A 25029-nucleotide genomic window follows, 5' to 3' on the forward strand; every position below is an offset into this window, starting at 1 on the left:
CAGGTGATGAGAATCGAGACGATCAATGCCCAGGGATCGACGATTTCGACACAGGTGGCTTCTTCAACTTTTTTTCAAATACGGCTGGATCACCTCCAAGGGCTGATCCAGCCGGCCTTCTCCCTCTCTCTCCCCCCTTTCCGCCCCCTCCGCTTGACACAATCCATCCCCGCTCCGATTATTAAGCGGTGATCTGCTGACGTCGTCAGCAACATGTCCCATGCAGCTCGGATCCGTAATGCTGCAGCACGAAGTCTGTGTGGTCCAACAGCCCAAGGTCGTTTAGCTTCTGGTAGCACGACCGGTCGACCTCCGTCGATAGAAGCTCATTCCGCAAACCCAGCGGGGAATACATTTCCCCGTCAGGGTCAGTGTTTTCTCCGCATTTTTAAACCGCAGGAGAAACACCATGACCGCAATGTCCACACCCTCGATCGGCTTCCGTTTTGGCTACGCGCTCGGCACTCTCACCCGTGAGTTCCTGCGCGCCATGAAACGTCCAGCCCCAGTCGTCCCAGCCCACGCCCGGCCTGTCGTTCAATTCGCGAGCATAACGCCCACCCGCAACGACTGGGATGAGCTTTGCCGCATTCCAACCCTTTCACGCCGCGGCGTTGATCTGAACCAGTGGTACGAAATCAACACCAAAGCGGTACCACCGACCAAGCGCCGGCCCCGTCAGCGCAAGCCGAGCAAATCCAACGCATCAGAGCTGCGTATGGGCCCGTTGAACGATCTCATAGCTCCAGTTGCGATCTAACTCCCCTCCAACCTCAACCAGTGCCAGGCTCCCTACCTGGCAAGGTGAGGGCCTGGCGATCAAAGGAACGCCATGGTTTCAAAAAAACGTGCGGCAGTGGCAGACGACCTTCGCAAGATCGGAACGACGGCCGTTGCCGCCGCCCTCGTAGGTATCTTCCTCAGCACTAGCCGTCTCCTAACCGCTTTCGCCCTCGTGGTGTTGTAATCTGGATAACAGGCATCTACCTCACCCCGGAGGAATGACATGAGCCAAACCACATTCGGCATCCTCATGTTCACCGCCCTGCTCGTCATCTGCGTCGGCATGGCAGTTTGGGCCGATTGGCCTAACATCAAACGCCGGTGCCAGAAGATTCTTCGAGCACATTGATCATCTATTTTCCCAACTTAACCCTCCACCAGGAGGTTTTTTTTCTTTCAGGGCTTGACAATGTGTTTCTCCGTTTCCATCCTTGTGACTGTGAGCTGCTGACGTCGTCAGTAACCCAAGCCCGAGCGGTTATGATCTGAAAGACCGCTACACCCACTACGGTGTTGATCTCCCCAAAATCGCCAAGCTTCCGGAAGCGCGATTGATCAATCTCTCGATTGATGGAAGCCCACCCAACTTGCTACATCCCAACCCATGCGGGGAATACTTCCCCCATGGGCAAAGTGTTTCTCCGCTTTCGCTATTGAAACTGGAGAATCACCATGAGCAACCAATCCAACGAAGCCAAATTCTTCGACCTGCACACCACTGGCATCGGCTACCTCAACCGTATCCGTGAAGTCAGTCCCCGCAAGGGCAAGCCCTTCACCTGTGTCACCGTTGCAGCCTTGCACGGCTCGGCTGATAAAGCCGAGTACTCCTACATCGACTGCAATGTTGTCGGTGCCGAGGCAGAATCGCTGATCAAACGCTGCCAGGAGGCCGTTGAAGCCAAAAAGAAGGTGCTCGTCTCCTTCCGAATCGGCGACATCTGGGCTGATGCTTTCACCTACGATAAAGGCGACAAGAAGGGTCAGGCCGGCGCAAGCCTCAAAGGCCGTTTGCTCTTCATCGGCTGGATCAAAGTTGACGGCAAGCTGGTTTACGAAGCGAAGCCAAAATTCACCAACCCGCCCGTTGGCAATGAAGACCACTCTGATGATACGGACCGTCCGGGCGACCAGGACCAACCCGTAGACCAAGGTCAGCCAGGCGCCGAGCAGCTCGGTGAACAGCTTCCCCCAGTCTTCGGCAGTGATCGTTCCCAAGAGGTCAACGAGGCCGCGTAACCCCTATCAAGGCGCTGATTTCAGCGCCTTTACTTTCTGCCCACGATCGTGCCGATCAACTGATCACACCACCTGATTCCAACCCACTAGGGGACGCCGATCTCCTAGGGGAGGCGTATTCCTCACCTCCCTTGGAGCTAAAAAATGCACACTAATACTTATCCTGAAAGACTATCTCTAATCATCAAGATTGGTGTTCTCTACGCGCATGAGCGGGTTCTCGATAAGATTGAACTCGATTTTTCAACAGCAATACCCCCCTATACTGGCTCTGCAGAAACACCGCTCAATCTCTTTGATAGGGACAGTGAGTGGGAGATAGCCTTATGGGAGCTTGCAGGCTCGGATCACCTTCACAACTACCGCCCGAAGCATCAACCGATACTTGAAGAACTTGGGCTTCTCAGGAAGTACAAGAGCTTAATGAATGAGCTCGAATTGAGCTATGTAGATGATGACTTCATGCCTCATTGAAAATCGCACGGAGAGACTTTTCTTCCGGGCTTCCAATATAACCGTAAGTTCCCCGTCTAGACGGGGACAGATTTAGCTCACTGTCGTTGACAGTGCCTCCCGGAGCCAGGGTTTAAGGCTCCAGCGCATTGCGCCAACCCACCCAAGATCGCCGAGCACTCGGTAGCGCGATCACATCACTCAGTGATGGAGTGCCTTCTACTTTACCTACCCGCGGGGATCTCATCCCTCGCGGACCGAGGCCTCGCTCATTCTGGAGACCTCTGATGTCCATACCATCCGCATCGTCCGAGCCATACCTCACCCTTCCGGTTGTCCTGGACAACGCTGCGTGGATGCGTGCGGTCTATCTCGAAAACCCGGACCGGGTAGCCGAAATGAGCCAACGCCTCGCCACTGTCGTCCAAACTGCGTGGCAAGAGCTCAAGCAGCAGCCTCAGGCGAATGCTCTGTCCTTCGGTGTGTACACGAAGCGCCACACCGGCTGTGACCGTGACTGGGTCACCCTCATGTTGCAAATCGTGGCCCCCGAGGACGAGCCATCCTACATCCAGATCAAGCTGCAGCCCGCTGCAGCCCCTGCCTGACACAGCCATTTTTTACTCACCCAGAGGGGTCACCCTCTGGGGTGGCTTCCTCTCAACCAGAAGCACGCCACATGGCACAATCACCCAACCCCTTCCACATCTCTGCTGGTGATCACCCTGTAACTCATCCCTGCTGCAGCCACGCGTTCGAGATCGCATCTGCGCACTTGCCCGAGGAGGACTGGGAGGAGCTGCAGGCATTCGTTGAAACTGCTGATACAGCTCTCCTTCAGTTCGAGTGCTTTGTACTGCCCGACAGTGATGCCATCGGCTTCAAACTTCTCAGTACGCCCTGGACCGACCAACATCTGGGACAGTACTGGGGGTACGACCTATCGACACTTCAAGCGCTGCAAGCCGCCGAGGGCTTCAGCGAGCAGACCATCCGAGTGCTCACTCTTGCCGCTGAGGCTGAAGTGAGGTTCCTGGTCATCGACCCCAACGGTAACGTTCTCGACGGTCTGCCGCTGTTCGACTGCTGAACACCTTCCACCCTCGCGGGGAACGCCCGCAGGGAGTTCCCCATGCTTTACGGGGAGCACACATGATCTCAATCACCGGCCAGTTGGCCATCCGCACCATCTCCGGCCGACTCGGGCTCTTCAACGTCGGCCGCCTCAGTACCTCGATCGGTGAGTTCACCATCAAGGATGCTCTTCTGGATCAATACCAAGAGGGTAAATACCGAGGTGACTTCGCGATCAAGCAGATTCGCCCATCGTATTACTCACACGGCGGTCGACTCGTTGTTGAGATCAGGGCTGAACTCGAGGGCATGACCCTGGAGGATGTCACAGGTCTCAGTCGCGAGGACGAAGAACACCTGCCAACCAACGTCCCTGACCCTCTTGAAGAGGACGGGCCACCACCCACACCGATACCGTCACGTCGGGCTCCAAGTGCGCCGGCGCGACAGCCCCAAACTGATGCCCTCGCCTCGGATGAGCCCTTCGGGATGACCCCACCGGTGTCTCCGATCACGAACGACATCGATGCCGAGCTATTTGGCACGGTGTGGCCATTGAGCGAAACCGTGAGGCTCGACACCACCGTAGACCGACAACGGCTGCGCGCCCAGTGCACGCGGCTGGACCAGCTCGGTTTTACCATGGACTTCAAAACTCAAACCTGGACCAGGGCTTCCCCTTAAAGCGGCCTGTCAGACCACTGCCGCAGTCAACCTGAACCACACACCCTGAGGGGCCTCCTCAGGGGCTCCATTTATCTACCTGGAGCACCATCATGAACGCTATGTTCAGCAACTTGAGCAAACAAATCCTCGCCAACATTGAGGACCAGCTGTCCAACAACGAGGTGTCGACTGACGAGGAGCTCGTCGACTTCTTCATCGAAGAGTTGGACCTCACCCTAGACCAGGCTGAGGCTGCTATACGTCTCCGCGACCAGTACCGGATCCAAATATTCCTAGAGGGTCACGGCCCGCTGCACCAACACAGTGTGGCTTTCGATCAGCTCACCAGGACCTTCAATTAACCACCAGACCATCCCGGGGGGCGTTTCCGCCCTCTGGGACGGACGCCTCCACAATGGAGGCCATCATGCACCCATCCCCCCTGTTCCAGATCGAGGAATGCCCAGACCTGTACGTCGACGCCTGCGTGTGCGACGAGCAGCGCAACCTGGTGTTCATGTCGGCCTGGGGTCGTGACACTGCCCTGCAGGAGTTTCTGGCCAGGCTCACGCTTGGCCGGGAAGATAACGGCCTCGAGCAGTTTCACATTCTCGTCGACGGGCGGAGCATCCCCGTTTTCCCCAACCAGGACCAGCTGGAAAAGCGCACAACACGGCAATTCCGCGGGACTTTGTTCGGCAGCATGTTGCACCTCTGGCTGTTCGATCGACGCGCCTCGGTGCCCGACCAAGCCAATCACTTCGCCTTCGCCCTACTGAAGCGTAATGAAGCCCCACACCATCGGCTCTGGCCGCTGGTGATCGAGACCTGCCCGCTTCCCCTTCTCTCCCACTGGCGCGAGCCTGTGATGGAAGTCCTCACCCAGCACCAGATGCTGATCGCCCTCTCTGGAGCGTTCGGCGATGTCTGCGCCTGGCGACTCGCCATGAAGCTCGAGGTACTTGAGCCTGCTCTCGGAGAGCTGATTCGCCAGGGCGTACTCACCACTGAAGCTCAGGCGCCTGCCTGAGCTCATTCACCAATTCAAAGGATGCCCTATGGCCCTCATGTTTCCGCGCCTGGCGCGCAACTTTGCCCGCAACGGCTACTACCCCACCGATGAAATCACTCTTGAACGCACGCTGCAGGCACTCACTCCCGCCACTTCGGGCAGGATGAGGATCTGCGACCCTTGTGCCGGTGAGGGTGTTGCCCTTGCTGAAGCAGCTCACTTCCTGGGCCGCGACCAGGTCCAAGCGTTCGCGGTCGAGTACGATCGCGAACGCGCGGTTCACGCGCGAGGTCTGCTCGACCGGGTGCTACACAGTGACCTCTTCGACACCTTGATCAGCCGTCAGTCGTTCGGCTTGCTCTGGCTCAACCCACCCTACGGTGACCTGGTCGCGGATCACTCCGGTGCATCACAGTACCAAGGCAGCGGCCGCCGGCGCTTGGAGAAAGCCTTTTATCAACGCTGCCTCCCGCTTCTGCAGTACGGCGGCGTCATGGTGCTCATCGTTCCTCACTACGTGCTGGACGACGAGTTCACAGGATGGCTGAGCAACCACTTCGCCGAACTGCGTGTATACGCTGCTGCAGACCCCACCTTCAAACAGGTGGTGATCTTCGGCATTCGCGTACGCCGGCAAGACCTGGCTCGGGCCACCACCAACCAGGTGAGGTCCCGCCTGCAGGCGATCGGCGCTGGGCAGCAACTGCCCGAGGAGGTCCCTGCCACCTGGCCATGGGAGCCGTACCTCATTCCGTCAGTTGCCAGCGAGCTTGAGCACTTCTATCGCATTACCCTGGAGCCGGAGCAATTCGCCTCCGAGATTCTGCGGCTGCGAGGCCTCTGGCCCGACTTCAACTTGCACTTCGGGCAAGTCGGCCTTCAACCCCGGGCCCCTGTCCGCGAGCTTTCCCGCTGGCACCTCGCACTGGCCCTGGCCGCCGGCGCAATCTCCGGTGTTGTACGTTCGAAGTCGGGGCGCGTCTTGGTCGTGAAGGGTGATACCTACAAGGACAAGGTGCGCAAGACCGAATTCACCGAGGACGAGAAAGGCAACGTCTCAGAAGTCAGGATCCTCACCGACCGGTTCATTCCGATCATCCGCGCTTGGGAAATGACACCTTCCTCGGTGAACCACGGCCAGGTGCTGATCATCAGTTCCTCACCGGCGAGCAACGACGAGGCGCCTGCAACTGTTGAGTCAGTTGCAACGCCGCTGTTCAACCCGGGGCAGATCATGATGACCGCCGCTGTCAGCCATCTGGTCGAAACCGGGCAGCTCAACCCTACTCCCTCGCTGAAACGCCATCTTGCTGGCGACTGGGGTGAGCTATGCGATGACGATCGAGCCTCCAATCAGCTTGCGCTTACCCACGGAGACCGTTTGTTCTCAGGCTACGACATCGACGCCGGCGACGAGTCCAGGCTCTGGATCATCACCGAAGCCGACCGCAGCTCCACCACCCTGCTGCTTCCCAGCGACTACTGACCAGCGCCGCAACGGCGACAACCCCACACCGACCCACAGGGTATGCCTATACCCGTCGGGGTTTGGGCATGCCCTGCTTTCCCTGCAGGAGATGCACATGAACGCACTGACCCAAGTAGCCGCCTCGGCCAACTCACCACTGAACATCAACCTGACCGATTTCATCGACGAGTTCGGCGACGAGCTCCTGGAGTCGCTCAACCGCTCCAACCCTCCGGTTTATACCGGCAGCATTAACGAACAGCGGCAGGCCGTGATGGCAAGTCTCAAGCGCACGCCATTCGTGGCGCAAGCTGAGGTTGTTCAAGCCATCACCGCGCTTCTGCTCGATCGCAACGAGCAAGCTGCGATCATCAACGCCGAGATGGGGACCGGGAAGACGATGATGGCCATCGCAGTCGCTGCCGTGCTCCACGCGGCCGGCTACCGTCGAACCCTCGTCATCTCGCCGCCCCACCTGGTCTACAAGTGGCGGCGCGAGATCCTGGAAACCACACCAGGCGCCCGCGTCTGGGTGCTCAACGGCCCGGACACGCTGGTCAAACTGCTCAAGCTGCGTGACCAGTCGGGGCAAGCCTACGATGGCCGACCGGAGTTTTTCATTCTCGGCCGCGTCAGGATGCGGATGGGTTTCCACTGGCGGCTCGCCTGCTGGAAGCGGCGTACTGCAGGTGGCCAGCTGCTGGCGGCATGTCCAGATTGTGGCCAGGTCCTCGAGGACCTGGAAGGCAACCTGGTCACCGTGGATGAATTCGAGCGCGGTGATCGCCGTCGCAACTGCACTGCCTGCAACGCTGCCCTCTGGACGCTTATGCGCCCAGGTAAAGCCGATGGTGGGGACCGGCGCTCGACAATCCTGAAGTCGATGTGCCGGATACCGACGATCGGCCCGGTCCGGGCGGAACGGCTGCTGAACGACTTCGGCGAGGACTTCCTGGCCTCGATGCTGGTCGACAACGTTTCAGAGTTCATCAACCTGATGGACGCGAAAGGCAACTTCGTCTTCAGCGATCGCCAGGCCAAGCGCATGGAACGGGCGATGGCCAACATCGAGTTCGGATTCGGCGAAGGCGGCTATCAGCCGACAGAGTTCATCAAGCGCTACCTACCCGATGGCTTCTTCGACCTGCTGGTGGTCGACGAGGGGCATGAGTACAAGAACAGCGGTTCGGCCCAGGGCCAGGCCATGGGGGTATTGGCCGCGAAGGCGCGTAAAACCGTGCTTCTCACCGGCACCTTGATGGGTGGTTACGCCGACGACCTGTTCTACCTTCTGTTCCGCATCCTCACCCAGCGCATGATCGAGGACGGCTACCGACCCAACGCACGCGGCAGTATGGCTCCTGCAGCCATGTCGTTCATGCGCGATCACGGCGTGCTCAAGGACATCTACACCGAGCGCGATGGCGATTCGCACAAGACCGCCAAGGGCAAGAAGCTGTCAGTACGCACCGTGAAAGCCCCAGGCTTCGGCCCTAAAGGCATCCACCGGTTCGTGCTGCCATTCACCGTGTTCCTGAAGCTCAAGGATATCGGTGGCAATGTGCTGCCCAGCTACCAGGAGGAGTTCATCGACGTGCCCATGGCGCCGGAGCAGGCCTCGGCCTACCTGCGCTTGGCGGCCACGTTGACAGCTGAACTCCGCCGGGCTCTGGCCCGGAGAGACACCACCCTTCTGGGAGTGGTGCTCAATGTGCTGTTGGCCTGGCCGGATTGCTGCTTCCGATCGGAGATGGTCAAACATCCTCGCACCCGAGACACGCTAGCCTTTGTGCCGGCGCTCTTCGGTGACGATGAACTGATGCCCAAGGAGCAGGCGCTGCTGAACCTGTGCCTCGAGGAGAAAGCAAAAGGCCGCAAGGTACTTGCATATACCGTCTACAGCGGGACGCGCGACACCACGTCCAGGTTGAAGAAGGTCCTCGAGCAGGCCGGTCTGCGCGTTGCGGTACTGCGAGCCACGGTTGAAACGGCTCGGCGCGAGGACTGGATCCTCGACCAGGTCGACCGCGATGTCGACGTGCTGCTTACCAACCCGGAGCTGGTTAAGACCGGGCTGGATCTGCTGGACTTCCCAACCATCGCGTTCCTGCAAACGGGGTACAACGTGTACACCCTACAGCAAGCCGCGCGGCGTTCGTGGAGGATCGGGCAGAAACACCCGGTGCGCGTGGTCTTCTTCGGCTACGCCGGCAGCTCGCAGATCACCTGCCTGCAGCTGATGGCCAAGAAGATCGCAGTGGCGCAGAGCACTTCGGGCGATGTGCCGGAATCCGGGCTCGACTCACTGAACCAGGATGAGGACTCTGTTGAAATGGCTCTTGCTAGACAACTTATAGCTCCATGAAAAAAGGGCCACCAATCGGTGGCCATTTTTCTCCGAATGCTATTACTCTGCTTCGTAACCGAAGCCGCGACAAATCTCCCACACTGCGAGAAACGGAGTTAACATCTGATAACCAAACATGACTTTTTGCTGCCCAGTTTCATAAAGATAGCAAATATATTCGGTATAAACCTCCCTCAAAAGTCCAGTAGTATGAGCCTCCAAATTGTGTGTAAATACCGCATCGACCATACTCGTCTTAAATCCATACCAATCCGGCAGTCAAATTTCGACATGTATTGATCGCGAATCATTCAGAAGGCAGAACTCCAGCTGATCGCGTACGGCTCGAATAAAACGACCGGTATAGTTACTTTCCATCGCCTCAAACCAGTTAAAGCGCTGATCGTCTTTGGTGAGCTGGTTATAAATTGCTTGAATTTCAGTCAGCCTCCCGGGCGCAGATCTTCCCCCAATCTCATCATCCTCAACATACGTTCTCACCGAGGAAAATGGACTCACTGCGGCCACAACAATCATATTAGGATAGGGGAATAGACTCGTGATCTCGCTCCACTTCTGAGAAGCATAAACTATAGAATGGAAGCCTTTAGACTCTAAGACTTGCGCAATAGATTTGCTTATTTGATTCAATGCATCTTTTGCGTACTGCGGAGGCTCACTGTATTCAGAATCTATCCAACCTTTAATCAACGGAAATGACAGAGTCAAACAGGTCATGGAGTGATCATTGAACACATTATTCTCAAACCATCTATAATAGCTCTCATCAGGGTAAAACACATTAAGGCGATAGCGACCGCCCTCACAAGAAGGAATAAGAGAGACAATATTCTTCTTGTTCAGCAATAGCTCTTGAACATATGCATCCTTTACCGTTCGGGTCTCCATCGGAGCAACCAACACTGTGGTGATGGCCGTCTCGTTAACTCCAGCAAATATCGAGGAGAAATGATTTGCATAGGCTAAGAGTTCAGTAAAGGCCTGCCGTTCGGTTTGCTGCGACTTTTTCAACTCGATGATAGTGATGCCTGTAGAATCCGAGCACCCAAAAAGATCCACGCGAGTCGGATGAGGGCCATTTTTTTCGAGGAAAAATCTTCCTTATGATTATTGAATATATAATCCCTGAACGCATTCTCACTTATATTCAGCATAGCAACTCTTCCATGTAGTCATAGCGGGGGCTCACGGAAGAGTAGACTGGCTTACTGCGATCGCAAGCTTCACCAGTCAGCACCTCAACCATCCGATTTTTGGCATCTACCCAGCCTTGAAATACTGTACTACGCTCGTAGATTAAAGGGTGATTATCGATTAAGGCCGCTATTAAATATGCGATGGCCTGCCCAGCCTCAACACAGACAAACAAGGTGTGATTGACTTGCCAGCTATTTTCCCCGCACACGCTAGTAAGCTCAAACCCAGCAGACCTTCTCCGGCCGGCCCGGAGTCAGACAGATGACCAATCACAGACTTGGTGTAAGGGTGCGCACCAAAATCTATTGAGGCCTCGTAATACCCCAGACATAATCGGCCCCGTTGCCAGCAGGAAAATCATGTAGCTGGCAGTACATGATTCGGCGGTGGTCACCAGAAGATCATTTTCCTTGCAGTGCCAGCAGGTCCGCAACGGGATCCTTAAACAAGGCTGTAGTCCCCTTGGTCTGTTTCTGGATTGACGTTTATCCAAAACGATTGGTTCAGCAGACCTCGTAGACGGTCACGTGTCGCCTGCTCCGGATAGAGAGTGGCGAGTGTCCCAGCCCTAAAACTCCTTCACAAAGGACTGAGCGCTCCTCGCGGCTGAAGCAGGTCACATAATTAGGCGACGGATTTGAGAAGACTGGTGCCTCCGCTATTTTGTCAAAAGACACACAGCAGCCGAAGCGGAGGCAGAGACAATGAAACACCGGGGAAAGGCCTTTTTGCAGTGGGCGGATCCTAATCTTCATCACCGAACCCACAGTGAGAAATTGGATAACGGGCGTTTGATCGATGTACAGGTGCGCTTGGCCCGGACAGGAGAAACCCAACTCTTCGTCGGGGTTTACGATGAGCTCGGTCAGCCGCTCTCCGAGGAGGGTTTCGACAAGCGCCCCGGCGAGACAATGACCCGCGCGATGAACTGGGGGGTTGCTCGTGCTCGCCACCTTGGCCAAGCCGCCTCAACATCGATTGCGAGGCAACATGGTCGCTGAGTAACTGTGTGAACCCCGGGGCCCAGATAACTGAACACCTCTGCCAACAGCATAGGATTGGAAGGACGGTGCAACTGATCGAACTGAACGTAGACGCGGCGAAGCGCTCCAAACGTGGGTAAAGGAGGTGCACCATGCAGCCAAAAACAGAAGGTTCTGAAGAGCAAGGGCCGAGCAAGGTCCCTTTCATCAATGACCCGGAGAAGCCTACGTCTCCGCCGTTGAACGATGCCGACGCCACGGATGCAGCTGAAGCCGAGCAAGACATCCAGGACGATGGCGAATCAATCTAATAGGAGGATGAGCCGTGGAAAATTATCACGTGAGCCCGACCGCCGATGGTTGGGAGCTGAAGAAAGCCGGTGCTGAACGTGCTTCCAAGCGCGCTGCTACGAAGGCTGAATTGGTCGGCCACCTTTCCGAGTTCTTCGACGGGAAAACCGCCTCGGTGAAGATCCACAAGGCCGACGGGACAATCGAGGAAGAACGGACGTATCCACGTGCCGCTGACCCGCAGCGTACCAAGGGGTGATCACAGTTACCGCTGCCACTTTGGGCATCGACATTTCAGAGGCTTATGAAGTCGGTGTTTACAAGTGGCTGCTGGCCAGCTTTCTGATTGGAAAGAGGATTCGGTCCAGCACCGCAGCAGAGGCCTATCGCACCCTGGTCGACAGACATGGTTTGGATTCACCGAGCAAGCTGGCCGGATGCTCGCACCAGATCCTTGTAAAGTTGCTGGGCCAGGCGGGCTATGCACGTTATGACGAATCAACATCCCGCCGGCTCCACGCTTTAGGGCTACGCCTTGAGGCAGAGCTCCACGCCAAGCTTGCCACTGTCGTCACAGCATCCGACACCGGTCAATTTGAAACTTGGCTTCTCAGCCTGGACGGGATCGGGCCGAAAACCCTCGAAATTTTTCTGCGAGAGTTCCGCCCCTACCTCGAGCGTACCCATAGCGCCGAGTAGGGAATTTTATCAAGCCGCTTCGCTCAGAATATCTCTGGACGTGGAGGCTCGCATCCACACACCGAAGACGACCGTCTTCGCAACCATCTTCCTTTGGTGTTCTGTTCAAAAATATGACGGCGCAAGCAGACAGCTCGATGGCTATACGCTACCGTCGATTACCCCCCAGGATCATGTAAAACTCTCTTTTTTGCAGGCGAGAGGCCTTATGGAATTCGAGACAAAAGGACTGTCTTTGACCGGAATGAAGGTACTTGTTCTGGAAGACGATCAGACGTTGAGGACATTGGTGTCCGATATCATTCGGGAGTTGGGAGGTGACTGCGCAACTTTCGATAACGCCGATGACGCGCTCATCGAGTTATTGGAGCAGCACGGTAGCTTCTCTCTGGCCATCGCCGACCATGGGCTACCTGGTAGCATCAAAGGTATGGAGTTCCTTTCCATGATCCAACAGAAGTGGCCCGATTTGCCCTGTATCTTCACGTCCGGCTTCAACCTAGACACAGGTGGGCTCGATCCTCGGACCATCTTCCTTTTCAAACCTTGGGCTCTTGAACAACTCATTGACGCCATCGGACAAGCCTTAAGCCGGTAACCACCTACTCTGGGTACATCCGGTTGCTGAACTGTTCGAGAACGGGCATTACCAGTTGGTCAAAAGACTCTGAAGGCCACGGTTTGGGCAGAAAAGACACTCCCATCGGCAGTGGTCTTCCCATCTCTTCATAGAACCCGCTCATTACTATGACCCCAGCGGCCGGCAGTCTTGCCCGAGCTGTGGTTGCAAGAGCAAGCCCATCGACAGGCCCTGGGGTTCTAACGTCCGTCAGGACCAACGCCCAGTCCTGAGTACCTACAGCGGCGAGGCCTTCAGCTGCCGTTGCAAAGCTGGTTACCACAGCTCCGAGATCCTCGAGCATAAAGGTGAGGATTTCTCTTAACGCAGGTTCGTCTTCTACAAGCATCACGGGGGGAAGCGGTGGAGGGGAAATCGTGGGTTTCATCATCTGGCTCGCGTAATGCGCACCAGGTCGAAGCTGACATCCTGTCGCCGTCTTCAAGGCGGCTTGGTGCGCGATGTCATTACGACATCGCTTGTGCCAGAAAAATTCATTCTGACTCACCTAATCAATCAAGCGCTCCAAGCTACCGTTGCTGATCGATTTTTCCGCGCTCCTTTCCACAGTCAGGAGCATTTGACTCTGGCGCCCCAGCTTCACCGCAATTTTCAGCCATCGCGCGGTATTCCCTGCGCAGCGCTCGAAGCTCTTTGCTGTCCATATCTTCCAAATCCAAGACAGAACGTTGAGCCGACTGGGTGGCGCGAATCAGCTCGTCCAGCTTCACGTGGATGATGTCGTTATCCCTGTTCTGCGTGTTCTGGATCAGAAACACCATCAGGAAAGTGACGATCGTCGTAGAGGTGTTGATGATGAGCTGCCAGGTGTCGTTGTAGTGGAACCAGGGCCCTGAGATAGCCCATAGCCCGATGAGCACCACGGCGATCAAAAATGTACTTGGCTTGCCCGACCGGTTGGCGAGCCATTGGCAGAACTGCGCGAATTTCATGACTTTCTCCTAGGCGTACTAGAACGTAGGACCGTCGTCAGAGCCTGAAATCTTTTTTTACATTTGGTCGGCTAGACAAGTGACATCTGTAGACAGGCTGAACGAGCCGCTTCGGCACCCATTCGAACGCTCACCATCTGAGTTCAAGGCATTTGGGTAATGACCTCCATCGTTTGGTTCGCCATGCTGGGCGCAGTGCTCTTGGTCCTAGCCCTGTCATCGTCCTATCTTCGCTGGGCACCGGTTACCACCTCGGTGGTTTGTCTTGGCCTTGGCATCGCGCTCGGCTCACCTGCTCTAGGGTTGCTACAGTTGGACCTCTCTAAGTCGAGTGGTTGGCTCGAACACCTCACGAACCAGGAGAAAGGTTGCAGCACCAAAAAAGCACATATGTTGCGCCCGCGTCCTTGTATGTGATTGGGGAGATAACACCTCCAAAGGCACTGAGGTTGACATTCAATTACGTTTAGTGGTGCGCGTGGTATTTTGAGACAGTAGCTCTTCCAGCAGGACGGCGACTTCCAGTAGCGAATAAGCATGAACTTGCGTCTGGCCGAACTGCATAGTCAGTTTTCTCGCAGGGGCTTCTGCAAACCACGCGGCAATTGCCAACCAGGCGGTTGGCTGCATGGCCTGCGAGACAGTAAGAAAATACTGAGCATAAGTGTGCTGTGACGAGGGCTCACTTAGGAGCATAGAGACGCCTGGGTCATTGACGGATGTATACTTTACCAATGCATAGCAAGGGCAGAGACTATCGCCATGTTCGCCATAAAAAACGAATAGTATTCCAGTAATGGGGCCCATACGCTAACTCCAATTCACTTCGATAATTATGACGATGTCAGAGGCTAGAGAGCAACTCTTTGAGATCCTTAAAAGGCACCCGAGGATAAAGAAAGCCACCCTGAACATATTTGAAGCCATGCACTTTAAAAAATCAATCTATTGGTGTGATTCTATGTTTTTGGCTGTGAGCAGGCAGTTCGTCCCCGCAAGGAAGACCTCACGGACCAGTGACCACTTATCGCCAATCCAACGCATTCGAGGAAACAGGGACCTTGAATGGATTTAGGACGATGGTACTTAGTGTCGCTATCACTAGGAAATTAGTAAAGCCATTCACCTCGGTACTACCGTTAGGCGCTACACCACGCAAAGCCATGGTGCTCTGCAGAATTTCAGCGCAAACGTATTGTGGAGTGTTACCGTTCAGGATCGGGAGCTGACCCCATCTGCGGCGATCACTGAGCCAACCGGGCGTCAGTGGCGTTCGCCTCCGATTTTTACGAACTGTTCAACCCACTGCAGGACGTGTTCCGCTGGCATAGGCTTGGCAATCACATACCCTTGAGCGATATCGCAGCCTAGGCGCATCAGCAGATCTGCCTGTTCAACGGTTTCGACCCCTTCAGCTATGACCTGTCGATTAAATGACTTCGCCAGGCCAATTATGGCGATGGTCAGCAACAAGCTCTTCTTGTCATTCAGTATGCCCCGTATAAATGACTGATCAATTTTTATGGACTGGGTATCCAGCTTCTCGAGATAGCTAAGTGATGAATAGCCTGTGCCGAAATCGTCCAACGAGAAGGTCACGCCCAAGCTTTGGCAATCGTTAATGTTTTTGATGGCACCGGGCATATCGCCTAGCAAGACAGACTCAACAATCTCAATATCCAACTGTTCCGGTCGCACCTCGGGATATTGGGCAAGCAAGCACTTTAACTTCTCAGCAAAACCTTTTTGCTGGAAATGTAAAGCACCAATATTGACTGAAATCGACCATACTTGTCCTGATTCGCGCCACCGTGTAATTTGCTTCAGAGCTTCTTCCATAACCCAATTACCGATATCCACGATCAGATTAGTATTTTCGATGAACGGGATAAAATTCTGAGGTGAGATAATCCCGTCTTGCGGATGTAACCATCGTAGCAACGCCTCGAAACCAACAGGTTTTCCGGTATTAAAGTCAATTTTTGGTTGATAGTACAATCGGAATTCGTCATTACGTAGTGCCTTGCTGACTTCGACCACCGTTTCGAATGCAGTACGGTGCTTATTATCCAATAACAAATTAAATACATGGAAACAATTTCTCCCTCTCAATTTAGCCCTGTACATTGCCTGATCGGCATGCAAAAGGAGCGAGTCGATACCGACATTATCTTTGGGGTAGAGGGTAACGCCAATACTGGCGGAAATCTCCAGTTCGACACCGTCAATAGTATACGCAGAGGAAATATCATGCAGAATTTTGCACATCACCACTTCTAAATCACTGGTGTCCGACAGGTATAACAGGAGTACAAACTCGTCGCCTCCCAAGCGCGCCACTGTATCATCGCCAAAAATAGTTTTCTTTAACCGCTCACTCACCTCTACCAGTAAGCGATCACCTGTAGCGTGACCATACCGGTCGTTGATAATTTTGAAGCCATCGAGATCAAGCACGCACACCGCGATGGAAATACCGCGGTCACTCGCCGTCTGAATGGCTTGTTTGAAACGTTTATCCAGCAAGGATCTATTGGGAAGACCCGTCAATACGTCATGATCCGCACGCCACTGTAGCGTATCCATCAATTTACGCTTTTCGGTCACGTCAAAACGAATAGACACGTATTTTTTAACTTTTGCAACACTGTCAAACGTGGGGACGATTGTACTGTCCACCCAATAGAGACTGCCATCCTTGCGAATATTACAGATTTCCCCTTTCCAGACGTTGCCGCGTGAAATGGTATTCCATAGCTCGGTAAAGAACTCCGGCGGATGCATGGCCGAATTCAGAATCCGGTGATTTTGCCCTAAGAGCTCCTGAGCGCTGTAACCGGAAATAGCGCAGAAATGATCATTGACATAGGTAATATTTCCCTCCATGTCGGTTTCTGAAAAAATAGCCGCCGCATCAACAGCTGCACGATATCCTTCACTCATTGACTAATCCCATAGCTTTCCAAGACGTTACCTATTGAAGCGCTCAACCAGGGCATGCAAACCACGCGAGGTGGTTTCAAGCTCACCCGCACGAATCACTGCTGCGTGGGAACTCTTTGCAGTGTGCTCCACGGTGTCAGCAACATTGTTAATTTGTTGGGCAATATCCTCTGCGACATGAGACTGCTCTTCTGAGGCAGCCGCCATCTGCTGGCTCATGCCGCTAATGCGCCCAACTGCTTCGCGAATACCTTCCAGCGCCCCTTGAACCTGTATGACCTGCTGCACACCATGATCAGCTTCCACCGTACCGATCCTCGCGATGTCAACTGCCTCATCGGTGCCTTTTTTCAGCGTTTCAATCACTCTCTGAATTTCTTGTGTGGATACCCGAGTTTTGCTGGCCAAGGCGCGGACTTCATCAGCTACTACAGCAAAACCGCGCCCCTGCTCGCCAGCCCGTGCGGCCTCTATCGCAGCGTTGAGCGCGAGTAAATTTGTTTGATCCGCGATGGACTGAATAACCTCTGCGGCGGACATGATTTGTTGAGTCTCTCGGGCGAGATTATCCACAGCATTGCTAATGTTCGTGACCGTAGTTGCTAGGAGCTGAATAGCCTCACGAGAAGTCCCGGCAACTTTGTCACCTTGCACAGCCAGCCCATGTGCTGTTTCAGCCTCTGTGGCAGTTTGGTGGACATGCCCGGAGACCTCGCTGATAGAGGCGGCCATTTCTGTCATGGCGGCGGCGGTCATGTCTGTTTCCGCGCGCTGCTCCACTAACGCATGTTCGATTTGGGTCGAAAGCAAAGAGGCATGCGATGCAGCTTCAGCCACTTTGCCAGCCAGATCATCCAGGCGAGTGAGCGCAGTTTTAAGACGCGCATCCTCGCTGAGTAAGATCAACTCCAACTCACCTAGACTGCCCGGCCTGTCGCTATAGGTCAGAGAACTTAATGAATCCTTAAAAGCATGAGGGACAGTTTTAAAAATTGCCTTCAATACCTTTTCTTGCCTGGCGCATATCCACCAACCCGAGGCCAGGAATAAGATAAATGTTACAGATAAGGCTGCTAGGCTCGGGAGTAATAGAGTCGCACCACAGGCGACCATCCCAGCTATGATAGACACTACATATCTGCACAGGACCACCATGAATTTACGCAGCAAAGGAATCGCAGGTTTCCCGATCAGCAAACGAGCATATAGCAGTTCAGCGCGCTCTATTTGTTTACGGGTAGGGTTGACCCTTACAGACTCATATCCGGTCAACCGGCCATCTTCCATGATTGGAGTGACGTAAGCGCTGACCCAATAAAAATCACCGTTTTTGCATCGGTTTTTTACGACACCCATCCAACTTCTTCCCGACCGTAGATATGACCACATCTGCTTAAATACGGCTTCTGGCATGTCGGGATGCCTTACAATGTTATGGGGACTCCCTATCAGTTCTTCGCGACTGTATCCACTGATGGAGGCGAACTCCTCATTGCAGTAGGTCAGATTCCCTTGAAGATCTGTAGCTGAAATCAAACGCTGACCCGAAGGGAAAACGCACTGGTTATTTGTGACGGGTAAGTTCTTCTTCATGATTAAATTCTAGATGGGAAGGCATTGATGGATAAACGTCGAATTCTTCGCTCCGTTGAAAGGCATAATCCATTACCACTCTAGCGCAGGCCGATAAGGCATGATGATTAGAGTAGACTGCGAACAAAGGCTCACCTTCAGCCATGAACTCAGGTAAAACCCGTATCAAACTATTATTGTTAATCATACAAGAAGTATTCATTAACACGATTCCAACGCCATGCTCGGCGGCGTTAATCAGGGCTGGAATTGACTTAGTTTTCAATCTCTTGCATAAAATAATCTCTTTGGCGCCGCTACCGTCCCGCCGTTTAATTTCAACGGAGCTTTCAGATGTACAGTGGAAGCAATCGTGCATCTCCATTTCTTCAGGTCTTTCAGGAAGTCCATTTTCGGCAAGATACGAGGGACTCGCGTACAACCCCAACTCCGAACCACTCAGCCTCCTTATTATATAGCTCCCCTTCCTCGGCTCACCGAAGTGAAACATAAGGTCAATCCCTTCCTCTATGAGATTCTTTTCCTCATCTGAAACAATTATCTCAATTTCAAGTTCCGAGTGAGCTTCTAACAATTTGCACAGGAAATCATTTTTCGGATAATTAAAGAAACCTGAAGGAACCTGCACTCTGACCTTCCCGGACACGTCATTGAGCGCAGACTGTAAAGAGTTTATTTTTAAATTTAAAATATCAATATGAGCGCTACAACTGTCAAAAAGACGCTCACCATCGGCTGTGCACCGTAATGCTTGAGTCGACCGGAGAATCAACGACGTGCCAAGTCTCTTTTCGAGATTTATCAGTCGTCGACTTAACGTATTGGCTGGAACCGAAAGCTTTTTGCTCGCCTTCGACAAGCTTCCAGATCGCACGATCTCAACAAACAATGCCACATCGTTAAGCATTGGGATTCACTCTTAAAGTCTTATCTTGAATCTTAAATCTATAGCAACCCGACATCTCACATCTCATCAAACAAGGATAACTTATGCTTATAATGGCAATATGATATCTCACCATATGCTCTAGACGGAACTCACACTTTTGGATTGCGATCGTCCAATAATGGAATAAGCGCGCACCTGCCAGACTTTTTTTTGGCGTCCAAAAAATGGCACTTGACGTATTGGATCCAACCCCTACTTGATAGACTAGCTATTGCTGCTTGATAGAAATATACTATTTTGAAGGTATTGACATTGGCTTCTTAAGCTTTTGCCAAACCGAAAATGAGGTTGGTTGCACCACTAATTCAGATATTAATAGTTTATCGAGTATTCGGGAGTACCGCCTGTCTATGGAAAATGTTTTATACTCTCACTACATTAGCCGGGTAGGAGGCTAGCCCCTGTTAAACCTAGTGTTCTAGTCAGATACTAAGAAGCCTTCTTTGAAGTATCAACTCGTTATCGAAAGCATTTAAGGCAGAAGCAAAGAATATGCTTGAGAATATTGTGTATAGACATCTGAGCAATGAGACTTTGGCGAACACCCATATGAAAGCAACCAACCCCGTGGCGTTCTTATCCATTCAAGCATCGCGAACCAGGGCATCAAAGTATCATATACTGAATTCACTTTTATTTGTGGCAATATTCGCAACTGCATCAGGGCATTTGCCACTAGAATAATTACGCCGGCCAGCGACTTGCTATTTTATTATAAAATTCCATTTTTCGAAACCGGCTCATAACAAATTATTAAGCGATTACAGACAGGTGCAATATGAGGGCGTGGTGGAATAAATCAGAAAATGAAAACAATGAAATTCAGAGGTTGAAGCTAGCTCTGGAGATTGCGGATAAAAACCTTAATTCAGCCAATAAGCGTGCATTTGAAGCCGAGCAGCGAGCGGCCGAATATCAAGCGAGCAGTCAAAAATTTGCCAGCTTGGTCGCCAATCTTGCAACATTCTCCAGATCGTTGGAAATGACTCAATCCTCCTTCGCTAAATTGGCGGAGAGTATGGGACAAGAAAGGCAGCACGCTGTCCAAGCTCAGCTGATTTCCCAAGATAGCCGAAGCGCTATCGATTCAATTGCAATGAACTTGCAAACATTGGCCGGCTCCTCAGAAGAGGCGTCAGCGAAAGTTGGTCAACTTGATGAGCAAGCGCAGAAGGTTGGCGGCATCCTCCAAATTATTAAAGAGATAGCTGACCAAACGAATTTATTGGCCCTTAATGCTGCCATTGAAGCTGCGCGAGCGGGTGACGCGGGGCGAGGGTTTGCTGTAGTGGCTGATGAAGTACGTAAACTGGCGAAGCGGACAGCAGAAGCCACCGCAGAAATTACAACTCTTGTAGGAAAAATTCGCTTAGATAGTTCAAATAGCCGCGATCAGATCGCTGATTTAGCTGAGCACTCCGCGGTGTTTAGCAAAGACGGCCAAGAGGCGGCTGACACCATGCGACGTCTTCTGGAAATGTCCTCCACCACCGAACGGACTGTTTCTGCCTCAGCGTTGCGTAGTTTCTGTGAGCTGGCAAAAATTGATCATCTGATCTATAAGTTTCGAGTTTATAAAGTACTATTTGGTATCTCCGACGAAAGCGAAAGTAGTTTTGCACTTCATACTCACTGTCGACTTGGTAAGTGGTACTATGAGGGTGCAGGTAAAAAAAGCTACTCTCAACTACCTGGCTATCGAGAAATTGAGCCCCCACATAAAAGAGTTCATGATGCTGCTTTTGCTGCTCTAAAGGCGCACGCTTCGCGCGACTCAGACACGTTATCGAAAGAGGTCGCCGCCATGGAGGAAGCCAGTCTCATCGTACAGGAATGCCTGGAGCATATGGCAACGTGTGGCGAAGTTGATCCTCGCCTTTTGCAGCTTCAGTGATTGTGCATGCCCACTTAAACTGTGATACGGTGCGAAATAAGACAATCAGACATTACCAACGTTATGATGACAACTTTATCCACGATCTGGCACCGACGTGGGCCGGCAAGCATTATAAGCAGCGGGCCAGCGCGATACTGCTGGACATGGACGGGGCGCGGGACGAGGTGTTGCAACTGGCTGGCAGCACCTCGGGAACGGTCACGGTCGGGCCTTCCACTGTTCCCCACATTGCCTTTCTACCAATAGTACTTGAGCCGTTTAAGCAGCGTTATCCGGCCGTCAAGCTGACCATCCATGAGGGACTGTTACCGCGTATGCAGCAAGATCTGGAGTAGGGCGAAATGGACTTTTACATCGGTCCGATCACTGGCCGGGTACTCTTCAAGGCACTGGAAAAACCAGCGGCTGTGCATCAACAGGCTGCTGGTGTTTTCCGACGAGGCATCCGCTGCGCAATGCCAAGAATCTGGCCGAACTCACCGAGGCGCTGTAGGGGGACACCGCCGTGTCCGAGGTAGCCGGGGCCGCACTGGCACCGCTGTTTCAAAAATACGGGCTGCCCGCACCGCCCGTTGTTTTCAGGCCACCGAAAACGGCCGCTACATTCGTCGCATGCCAAAACGCAATCCCAATCGGACCACCACCATTTACAGATCGTAATTTACGAACGTAAACTGAACGCACGTTGATGGTCCCTGTGAGGACTCGCAATTCAGACCCCTAATCTGGACTGCACAAAAACCGCCTCCCCTAAAGGCGGTTTTTTTTTGCCTGCTGGAAAGTGAATCCAGTGTAAGCCACAGATGGCTGATTCTAAACATTCGGGGCAATCGTTCACTGGTCGTAGGCCGAAAAAAGCAGTTGGTCCAGCACGCTCGTCCTGAGCGACCTGGGCTGCAAGAGTGGGTTTTCAGTCGCGGCGCTCACCAGCAGATGGCGGGTCCTTCGGCATCGATCAATAAATTCCACGCGGGCGGGCTAAGTATTTTCTGCTGAAACAGCATCATGGTTGCGCGAGGGTGTGCTCGGCTTCGAGAGGACCCCCATGAAACTGCCGATCCGAAAATATCTGCCCATCGCCGCAGGACTGCTCATCCTGGGCGGCATCATCGCGTTCCAGCAATACCAGCTGTCGACCCTGTCTCGCGCTGTGAACGGAGCAGCAGAGAAGATTTCCATCGACGCACTCCAGAGCAGGATGAGCGCGATCGACGATCGTCTCGACACTGTGTCAGGCAAACCCCTGGTCACGATGGAAGACTTCCGTGTTAGCCAGCAAACACTGTCGAGCCGGATCGATGCTGTGCAAGCCACGGCAAAGCAGGCCCACGAAGCTGCAGTTGAAGCCACTCGCTCATCCGCGACTGCGGGCGATCTCCTGGTACTGAAAGCCGACCTTGAGTCACTTGACGGCAAACTGCAGAAAATGAGCAGGCCACAGGCCCAGGCAACTGCACCAGCTCCTAAAGCCTCCACTTCCAAACCGAAGGCGAAGCCCGCACCGGTTAAAGCCACGCCCATCCCGCAAGAGCCTCCGCCATTTCAGATGGTCGGTCTCGAATACCGGGGCGGCGAGCGCTTTCTATCTGTTGCCCCCACCGGTAGCACGCGACTGAGCCAGATCTACCTGCTTCGGCCAGGCGAAGTGGTCAGTGGCAGCACCTGGCGACTCAAGGCTGTAGATGAACGAACTGCAACCTTCGACGCCGGCGGCACAACCCGAACCCTGAGCATCCAGCCATGAGAAAAGCATCATGAATCTACCGATCGTTCGAGCCATCGCCTGCGCCTGCGCATTTACTGCTGCGGGCATTGAGGCCGCGCCGCTTCCTTCCGCTGTAGGAGGAGGCGCCTCCAGTGTTCAACAGCTCACCAGCGAAAGCATCCTGTCGCAGGACAAGCTTCATGATAAAGCAGCGCAGGAGTGGGGCCTGACCGCCAAGGAATACGACCGATATCAAGAGGTGATGCAAGGGCCTCGGGGGGTGTATTCGCCGGGGCTTGACCCGCTAACTGCACTCGGAATCGAAGCTCGATCGGATAGTGAGCGGCGCCGATTTGCCGAGCTCCAGGTTCAGGCAGAGCGTCAACGAGTCGACAGGGAGCTCGCCTACCAGCGAGCCTACGATGAGGCGTACCAGCGTCTGTTCCCGGGCATCAATGCCATTGAGATTTCGGCCTCCCCTTCGGCCCGGTCCGGGTCCGGGAGCGGCCCAGCTCTGGAAGGTAACGGGCGAATGGCACTCTTCGTCAAAGACGACTGTCTGCCCTGCATCGACCTGGTCAAACGCCTGCAGGCGTCCCAGACGCCGTTTGACCTCTATTTCGTCGGCAGCCAGAACGACGATGAACGGATTCGCCGCTGGGCAATCCTCGCGGGTGTTGACCCGTCCAGCGTGAAAAGCCGACTGATCACACTCAATCATGACCAGGGCCGTTGGATTCGCCTCGGTCTCGGCGGCTCGCTGCCAGCGGCCGTGACGCAGGTGAACGGATCATGGCGCCGTCAATGAGTTGGTGGCAGCTCTGCCTGCTGCCGGTGCTACTGTTCGCCGGCAATGCGTGGGGCGTGGAAGATCCGCCACCAGCTTACAAGGCGATCGCCATCAGGCACGGGGTTCCACCGGTCGTGCTCTATTCAGTGGCGCTGCAGGAGAGCGGCACCCGCCTTCGGGGTCAGCTTGTGCCCTGGCCGTGGACGTTGAATGTCGCGGGCACCGGCTATCGCTTCGCCACCCGCGCAGATGCTTGCCGAGCGCTGTTGGTCGCAATTGCGACCGCTGGGCCCGCTCGAGTCGACGTGGGACTGGGGCAAACCAATATTCGCTCGAACGGGCATCGCTACAGCTTTCCCTGCGAAGGCCTGGACCCCTACAAGAACTTGGCGGTGACCGCCCAGATCCTGGCTGAGCAAAAGGCCAAGGGGGGAACCTGGATCGATGCTGCAGGGCGGTATCACCGCCCGGCCGGCGGCGCGCCGGCGGCAAAGTACCGTGGCTACTTCGCGAAACATCTCAGCCGGGTCACCGGCATCAATTTCGAGGTACGGACCCCATGACATATCCCCACGCTTGGCGGTCATACGTCTTGCAAGCCCTGGCCTTCGCGATAGTGACCAGCCTGGCCCTACCCACCAGGGCTGACCAGCAAGCGGTGCTCACAGTAGTGGAGGACCGCGGCGGAGCATCCGCATTGCCCTACTACCAGGACATTGACCCCGAGCCTGCGCACGCTCCCCCGGTTGTGACTGGTGTCCGGGCTGGAGGGGCGTTCCCGGTGTTGACTCCAGAACTGAGTCCGGGCCCAGTACAGGGACGGGCCATCAATGCAGCTGGTCTGCAGCCGATGTTCATCGTCGGGGATGATCAAATGTCGCAGGCCTGGCTCAAGCAGAAATTGCCGGCACTTCAAGGCCTGCAGGCAGTGGGACTCGCCGTGAATGTCGGCAACGCAGCACGACTGCAAGAGATCCGCCGCTGGGCTCCCGGGTTGCAAGTGATGCCCGTTCCTGCCAGCGATATTGCTGGTCGCTTGGGGCTGCAGCACTACCCGGTGCTGATCACAGCCACAACCCTTCAGCAGTGAGACCCGGTATGCGCCCAACACGACCTGTATCGCCGGTGTTCACGCTGATCATCAGCCATCCCCTGCACCGACCCGGCCGCGAGCAAATGATCGACCAGGTCCGCCACGTGAGCGAGCTCTACGGTGCGCGCTTAACCGGGATCTCCGAGTTCAACGAACACGCATTCGCCCAGCGCCTGGCCGAACGGCTGACTCCGGACCAGGTCGAGGCAGCACGCGCTGAAGCCGACGCCCTGACCTACACCTCGAGGACGTGA

30 protein-coding genes and 3 pseudogenes are annotated in these 25029 nt (G+C 54.4%); 25 read left to right on the top strand and 8 right to left on the bottom strand.

Annotated elements, in window-relative coordinates:
* Nucleotides 1-409: 409 nt before the first annotated feature.
* The 11 genes from V0R59_RS20890 to V0R59_RS20940 all read left to right on the top strand — a co-directional run bounded on the left by V0R59_RS20890 (nt 410) and on the right by V0R59_RS20940 (nt 9060).
* Nucleotides 410-760, top strand: coding sequence for a hypothetical protein (locus V0R59_RS20890; RefSeq protein WP_330076349.1), 351 nt, complete (start codon nt 410-412; stop codon nt 758-760).
* Nucleotides 761-1006: 246 nt separating this feature from the next.
* A complete protein-coding gene (locus V0R59_RS20895) occupies nt 1007-1132 on the top strand; it encodes a hypothetical protein (protein ID WP_023629570.1) in 126 nt (41 codons plus the stop codon).
* A 323-nt stretch (nt 1133-1455) separates the two neighbouring features.
* Nucleotides 1456-2022 carry an STY4534 family ICE replication protein gene (locus tag V0R59_RS20900; RefSeq protein ID WP_330076350.1) on the top strand — a complete coding sequence of 189 codons (567 nt, stop codon included), beginning with the start codon at nt 1456-1458 and terminating at the stop codon, nt 2020-2022.
* A gap of 144 nt (nt 2023-2166) precedes the next feature.
* A complete protein-coding gene (locus tag V0R59_RS20905; RefSeq protein WP_330076351.1) occupies nt 2167-2496 on the top strand; it encodes a hypothetical protein in 330 nt (109 codons plus the stop codon).
* Between the two features lie 266 nt (nt 2497-2762).
* On the top strand, nt 2763-3083 hold the full coding sequence (locus V0R59_RS20910; RefSeq protein WP_330076352.1) for a hypothetical protein: 321 nt from the start codon (nt 2763-2765) through the stop codon (nt 3081-3083).
* A gap of 71 nt (nt 3084-3154) precedes the next feature.
* Nucleotides 3155-3565, top strand: a complete 411-nt coding sequence (locus V0R59_RS20915; protein ID WP_110968438.1) for a DUF5983 family protein — start codon at nt 3155-3157, stop codon at nt 3563-3565.
* 62 nt (nt 3566-3627) lie between these two features.
* Entirely contained in the window at nt 3628-4233 is a 606-nt protein-coding gene (locus tag V0R59_RS20920; protein ID WP_110968437.1) for a DUF3275 family protein, read from the top strand.
* Nucleotides 4234-4325: 92 nt separating this feature from the next.
* Nucleotides 4326-4577 (top strand): hypothetical protein, encoded by a 252-nt coding sequence (locus V0R59_RS20925; protein ID WP_330076353.1) that lies wholly within the window; start codon nt 4326-4328, stop codon nt 4575-4577.
* 65 nt (nt 4578-4642) lie between these two features.
* The gene (locus tag V0R59_RS20930; RefSeq protein ID WP_375547395.1) at nt 4643-5245 is read left to right on the top strand and encodes a hypothetical protein; all 603 of its coding nucleotides are present in this window, start codon (nt 4643-4645) and stop codon (nt 5243-5245) included.
* A gap of 28 nt (nt 5246-5273) precedes the next feature.
* A complete protein-coding gene (locus V0R59_RS20935; protein WP_330076354.1) occupies nt 5274-6713 on the top strand; it encodes a DUF6094 domain-containing protein in 1440 nt (479 codons plus the stop codon).
* A 97-nt stretch (nt 6714-6810) separates the two neighbouring features.
* The gene (locus V0R59_RS20940) at nt 6811-9060 is read left to right on the top strand and encodes an SNF2-related protein (RefSeq protein WP_330076355.1); all 2250 of its coding nucleotides are present in this window, start codon (nt 6811-6813) and stop codon (nt 9058-9060) included.
* A 261-nt stretch (nt 9061-9321) separates the two neighbouring features.
* Here V0R59_RS20940 and V0R59_RS20945 read toward each other — a convergent pair whose 3' ends face one another.
* A complete protein-coding gene (locus tag V0R59_RS20945; RefSeq protein WP_330076356.1) occupies nt 9322-10074 on the bottom strand; it encodes a hypothetical protein in 753 nt (250 codons plus the stop codon).
* Nucleotides 10075-10964: 890 nt separating this feature from the next.
* On the opposite strand from V0R59_RS20945, the gene V0R59_RS20950 reads away from it, so the two are divergent.
* The 5 genes from V0R59_RS20950 (at nt 10965) to V0R59_RS20970 (ending at nt 12831) form a co-directional block, all read left to right on the top strand.
* On the top strand, nt 10965-11261 hold the full coding sequence (locus tag V0R59_RS20950; RefSeq protein WP_330076357.1) for a hypothetical protein: 297 nt from the start codon (nt 10965-10967) through the stop codon (nt 11259-11261).
* Nucleotides 11262-11395: 134 nt separating this feature from the next.
* The gene (locus V0R59_RS20955; RefSeq protein ID WP_330076358.1) at nt 11396-11554 is read left to right on the top strand and encodes a hypothetical protein; all 159 of its coding nucleotides are present in this window, start codon (nt 11396-11398) and stop codon (nt 11552-11554) included.
* A 14-nt stretch (nt 11555-11568) separates the two neighbouring features.
* A complete protein-coding gene (locus tag V0R59_RS20960) occupies nt 11569-11793 on the top strand; it encodes a DUF2188 domain-containing protein (RefSeq protein ID WP_330076359.1) in 225 nt (74 codons plus the stop codon).
* Nucleotides 11790-12233, top strand: a complete 444-nt coding sequence (locus V0R59_RS20965; RefSeq protein WP_330076360.1) for an HhH-GDP family DNA glycosylase — start codon at nt 11790-11792, stop codon at nt 12231-12233. The genes V0R59_RS20960 and V0R59_RS20965 overlap by 4 nt, the downstream gene beginning before the upstream one ends.
* A 40-nt stretch (nt 12234-12273) precedes the next feature.
* Nucleotides 12274-12831 (top strand): response regulator, encoded by a 558-nt coding sequence (locus V0R59_RS20970; RefSeq protein WP_330076361.1) that lies wholly within the window; start codon nt 12274-12276, stop codon nt 12829-12831.
* Between the two features lie 4 nt (nt 12832-12835).
* On the opposite strand, the gene V0R59_RS20975 is transcribed toward V0R59_RS20970, so the two are convergent.
* Nucleotides 12836-13243 (bottom strand): response regulator, encoded by a 408-nt coding sequence (locus V0R59_RS20975; RefSeq protein ID WP_330076414.1) that lies wholly within the window; start codon nt 13241-13243, stop codon nt 12836-12838.
* A 139-nt stretch (nt 13244-13382) separates the two neighbouring features.
* Nucleotides 13383-13805 (bottom strand): low affinity iron permease family protein, encoded by a 423-nt coding sequence (locus V0R59_RS20980; RefSeq protein WP_330076362.1) that lies wholly within the window; start codon nt 13803-13805, stop codon nt 13383-13385.
* 159 nt (nt 13806-13964) lie between these two features.
* On the opposite strand from V0R59_RS20980, the pseudogene V0R59_RS20985 reads away from it, so the two are divergent.
* Nucleotides 13965-14159: pseudogene (locus V0R59_RS20985) on the top strand (cation:proton antiporter); the annotation flags it as partial.
* Between the two features lie 102 nt (nt 14160-14261).
* Here V0R59_RS20985 and V0R59_RS20990 read toward each other — a convergent pair.
* The 5 genes and pseudogenes from V0R59_RS20990 to V0R59_RS21005 form a co-directional block, all read right to left on the bottom strand.
* Nucleotides 14262-14612 carry a hypothetical protein gene (locus V0R59_RS20990; RefSeq protein ID WP_330076363.1) on the bottom strand — a complete coding sequence of 117 codons (351 nt, stop codon included), beginning with the start codon at nt 14610-14612 and terminating at the stop codon, nt 14262-14264.
* A 456-nt stretch (nt 14613-15068) separates the two neighbouring features.
* Nucleotides 15069-16748, bottom strand: coding sequence for a putative bifunctional diguanylate cyclase/phosphodiesterase (locus tag V0R59_RS20995; protein ID WP_330076364.1), 1680 nt, complete (start codon nt 16746-16748; stop codon nt 15069-15071).
* Between the two features lie 27 nt (nt 16749-16775).
* Nucleotides 16776-18035 (bottom strand): methyl-accepting chemotaxis protein, encoded by a 1260-nt coding sequence (locus V0R59_RS21000; RefSeq protein ID WP_375547398.1) that lies wholly within the window; start codon nt 18033-18035, stop codon nt 16776-16778.
* Nucleotides 18012-18341, bottom strand: a pseudogene (locus tag V0R59_RS32030) (PAS domain-containing protein); the annotation flags it as partial. The pseudogene V0R59_RS32030 and the gene V0R59_RS21000, both read right to left, overlap by 24 nt.
* Nucleotides 18313-19248, bottom strand: a complete 936-nt coding sequence (locus tag V0R59_RS21005; protein WP_330076366.1) for a LysR family transcriptional regulator — start codon at nt 19246-19248, stop codon at nt 18313-18315. The gene V0R59_RS21005 and the pseudogene V0R59_RS32030, both read right to left, overlap by 29 nt.
* Before the next feature lie 1228 nt (nt 19249-20476).
* Here V0R59_RS21005 and V0R59_RS32035 point away from each other — a divergent pair.
* The 8 genes and pseudogenes from V0R59_RS32035 to V0R59_RS21040 form a co-directional block, all read left to right on the top strand.
* A pseudogene (locus V0R59_RS32035) lies at nt 20477-20734 on the top strand (methyl-accepting chemotaxis protein); the annotation flags it as partial.
* A gap of 33 nt (nt 20735-20767) precedes the next feature.
* On the top strand, nt 20768-21184 hold the full coding sequence (locus tag V0R59_RS32040; RefSeq protein WP_375547399.1) for a CZB domain-containing protein: 417 nt from the start codon (nt 20768-20770) through the stop codon (nt 21182-21184).
* A complete protein-coding gene (locus V0R59_RS21015; protein WP_330076368.1) occupies nt 21181-21522 on the top strand; it encodes a hypothetical protein in 342 nt (113 codons plus the stop codon). Before V0R59_RS32040 ends, V0R59_RS21015 begins: the two co-directional genes overlap by 4 nt.
* A gap of 710 nt (nt 21523-22232) precedes the next feature.
* The gene (locus V0R59_RS21020) at nt 22233-22931 is read left to right on the top strand and encodes a methyl-accepting chemotaxis protein (RefSeq protein ID WP_330076369.1); all 699 of its coding nucleotides are present in this window, start codon (nt 22233-22235) and stop codon (nt 22929-22931) included.
* Nucleotides 22932-22941: 10 nt separating this feature from the next.
* Nucleotides 22942-23700: a TIGR03759 family integrating conjugative element protein gene (locus V0R59_RS21025; protein WP_330076370.1), complete on the top strand. Its 759-nt coding sequence runs from the start codon at nt 22942-22944 to the stop codon at nt 23698-23700.
* Nucleotides 23685-24245, top strand: coding sequence for a lysozyme family protein (locus tag V0R59_RS21030; protein WP_031324278.1), 561 nt, complete (start codon nt 23685-23687; stop codon nt 24243-24245). Before V0R59_RS21025 ends, V0R59_RS21030 begins: the two co-directional genes overlap by 16 nt.
* 29 nt (nt 24246-24274) lie before the next feature.
* Nucleotides 24275-24772, top strand: coding sequence for an integrating conjugative element protein (locus V0R59_RS21035; RefSeq protein ID WP_375547396.1), 498 nt, complete (start codon nt 24275-24277; stop codon nt 24770-24772).
* An 8-nt stretch (nt 24773-24780) separates the two neighbouring features.
* Complete coding sequence (locus V0R59_RS21040) at nt 24781-25029, top strand: hypothetical protein (RefSeq protein WP_330076372.1); 249 nt, start codon at nt 24781-24783, stop codon at nt 25027-25029.

The sequence above is a fragment of the Pseudomonas ulcerans genome (assembly GCF_036324125.1).
Taxonomy (GTDB): Bacteria; Pseudomonadota; Gammaproteobacteria; order Pseudomonadales; family Pseudomonadaceae; genus Aquipseudomonas; species Aquipseudomonas ulcerans.

Coding starts and splice junctions, on each gene's coding strand:
- V0R59_RS20890 (WP_330076349.1), top strand. CDS start 410: ATGACCGCAATGTCCACACCCTCGATCGGCTTCCGTTTTGGCTACGCG.
- V0R59_RS20895 (WP_023629570.1), top strand. CDS start 1,007: ATGAGCCAAACCACATTCGGCATCCTCATGTTCACCGCCCTGCTCGTC.
- V0R59_RS20900 (WP_330076350.1), top strand. CDS start 1,456: ATGAGCAACCAATCCAACGAAGCCAAATTCTTCGACCTGCACACCACT.
- V0R59_RS20905 (WP_330076351.1), top strand. CDS start 2,167: ATGCACACTAATACTTATCCTGAAAGACTATCTCTAATCATCAAGATT.
- V0R59_RS20910 (WP_330076352.1), top strand. CDS start 2,763: ATGTCCATACCATCCGCATCGTCCGAGCCATACCTCACCCTTCCGGTT.
- V0R59_RS20915 (WP_110968438.1), top strand. CDS start 3,155: ATGGCACAATCACCCAACCCCTTCCACATCTCTGCTGGTGATCACCCT.
- V0R59_RS20920 (WP_110968437.1), top strand. CDS start 3,628: ATGATCTCAATCACCGGCCAGTTGGCCATCCGCACCATCTCCGGCCGA.
- V0R59_RS20925 (WP_330076353.1), top strand. CDS start 4,326: ATGAACGCTATGTTCAGCAACTTGAGCAAACAAATCCTCGCCAACATT.
- V0R59_RS20930 (WP_375547395.1), top strand. CDS start 4,643: ATGCACCCATCCCCCCTGTTCCAGATCGAGGAATGCCCAGACCTGTAC.
- V0R59_RS20935 (WP_330076354.1), top strand. CDS start 5,274: ATGGCCCTCATGTTTCCGCGCCTGGCGCGCAACTTTGCCCGCAACGGC.
- V0R59_RS20940 (WP_330076355.1), top strand. CDS start 6,811: ATGAACGCACTGACCCAAGTAGCCGCCTCGGCCAACTCACCACTGAAC.
- V0R59_RS20950 (WP_330076357.1), top strand. CDS start 10,965: ATGAAACACCGGGGAAAGGCCTTTTTGCAGTGGGCGGATCCTAATCTT.
- V0R59_RS20955 (WP_330076358.1), top strand. CDS start 11,396: ATGCAGCCAAAAACAGAAGGTTCTGAAGAGCAAGGGCCGAGCAAGGTC.
- V0R59_RS20975 (WP_330076414.1), bottom strand. CDS start 13,243: ATGATGAAACCCACGATTTCCCCTCCACCGCTTCCCCCCGTGATGCTT.
- V0R59_RS20980 (WP_330076362.1), bottom strand. CDS start 13,805: ATGAAATTCGCGCAGTTCTGCCAATGGCTCGCCAACCGGTCGGGCAAG.
- V0R59_RS20990 (WP_330076363.1), bottom strand. CDS start 14,612: ATGGGCCCCATTACTGGAATACTATTCGTTTTTTATGGCGAACATGGC.
- V0R59_RS20995 (WP_330076364.1), bottom strand. CDS start 16,748: ATGAGTGAAGGATATCGTGCAGCTGTTGATGCGGCGGCTATTTTTTCA.
- V0R59_RS21000 (WP_375547398.1), bottom strand. CDS start 18,035: ATGGAAGATGGCCGGTTGACCGGATATGAGTCTGTAAGGGTCAACCCT.
- V0R59_RS21005 (WP_330076366.1), bottom strand. CDS start 19,248: ATGCTTAACGATGTGGCATTGTTTGTTGAGATCGTGCGATCTGGAAGC.
- V0R59_RS32040 (WP_375547399.1), top strand. CDS start 20,768: ATGTCCTCCACCACCGAACGGACTGTTTCTGCCTCAGCGTTGCGTAGT.
- V0R59_RS21020 (WP_330076369.1), top strand. CDS start 22,233: ATGAAACTGCCGATCCGAAAATATCTGCCCATCGCCGCAGGACTGCTC.
- V0R59_RS21025 (WP_330076370.1), top strand. CDS start 22,942: ATGAATCTACCGATCGTTCGAGCCATCGCCTGCGCCTGCGCATTTACT.
- V0R59_RS21030 (WP_031324278.1), top strand. CDS start 23,685: ATGGCGCCGTCAATGAGTTGGTGGCAGCTCTGCCTGCTGCCGGTGCTA.
- V0R59_RS21040 (WP_330076372.1), top strand. CDS start 24,781: ATGCGCCCAACACGACCTGTATCGCCGGTGTTCACGCTGATCATCAGC.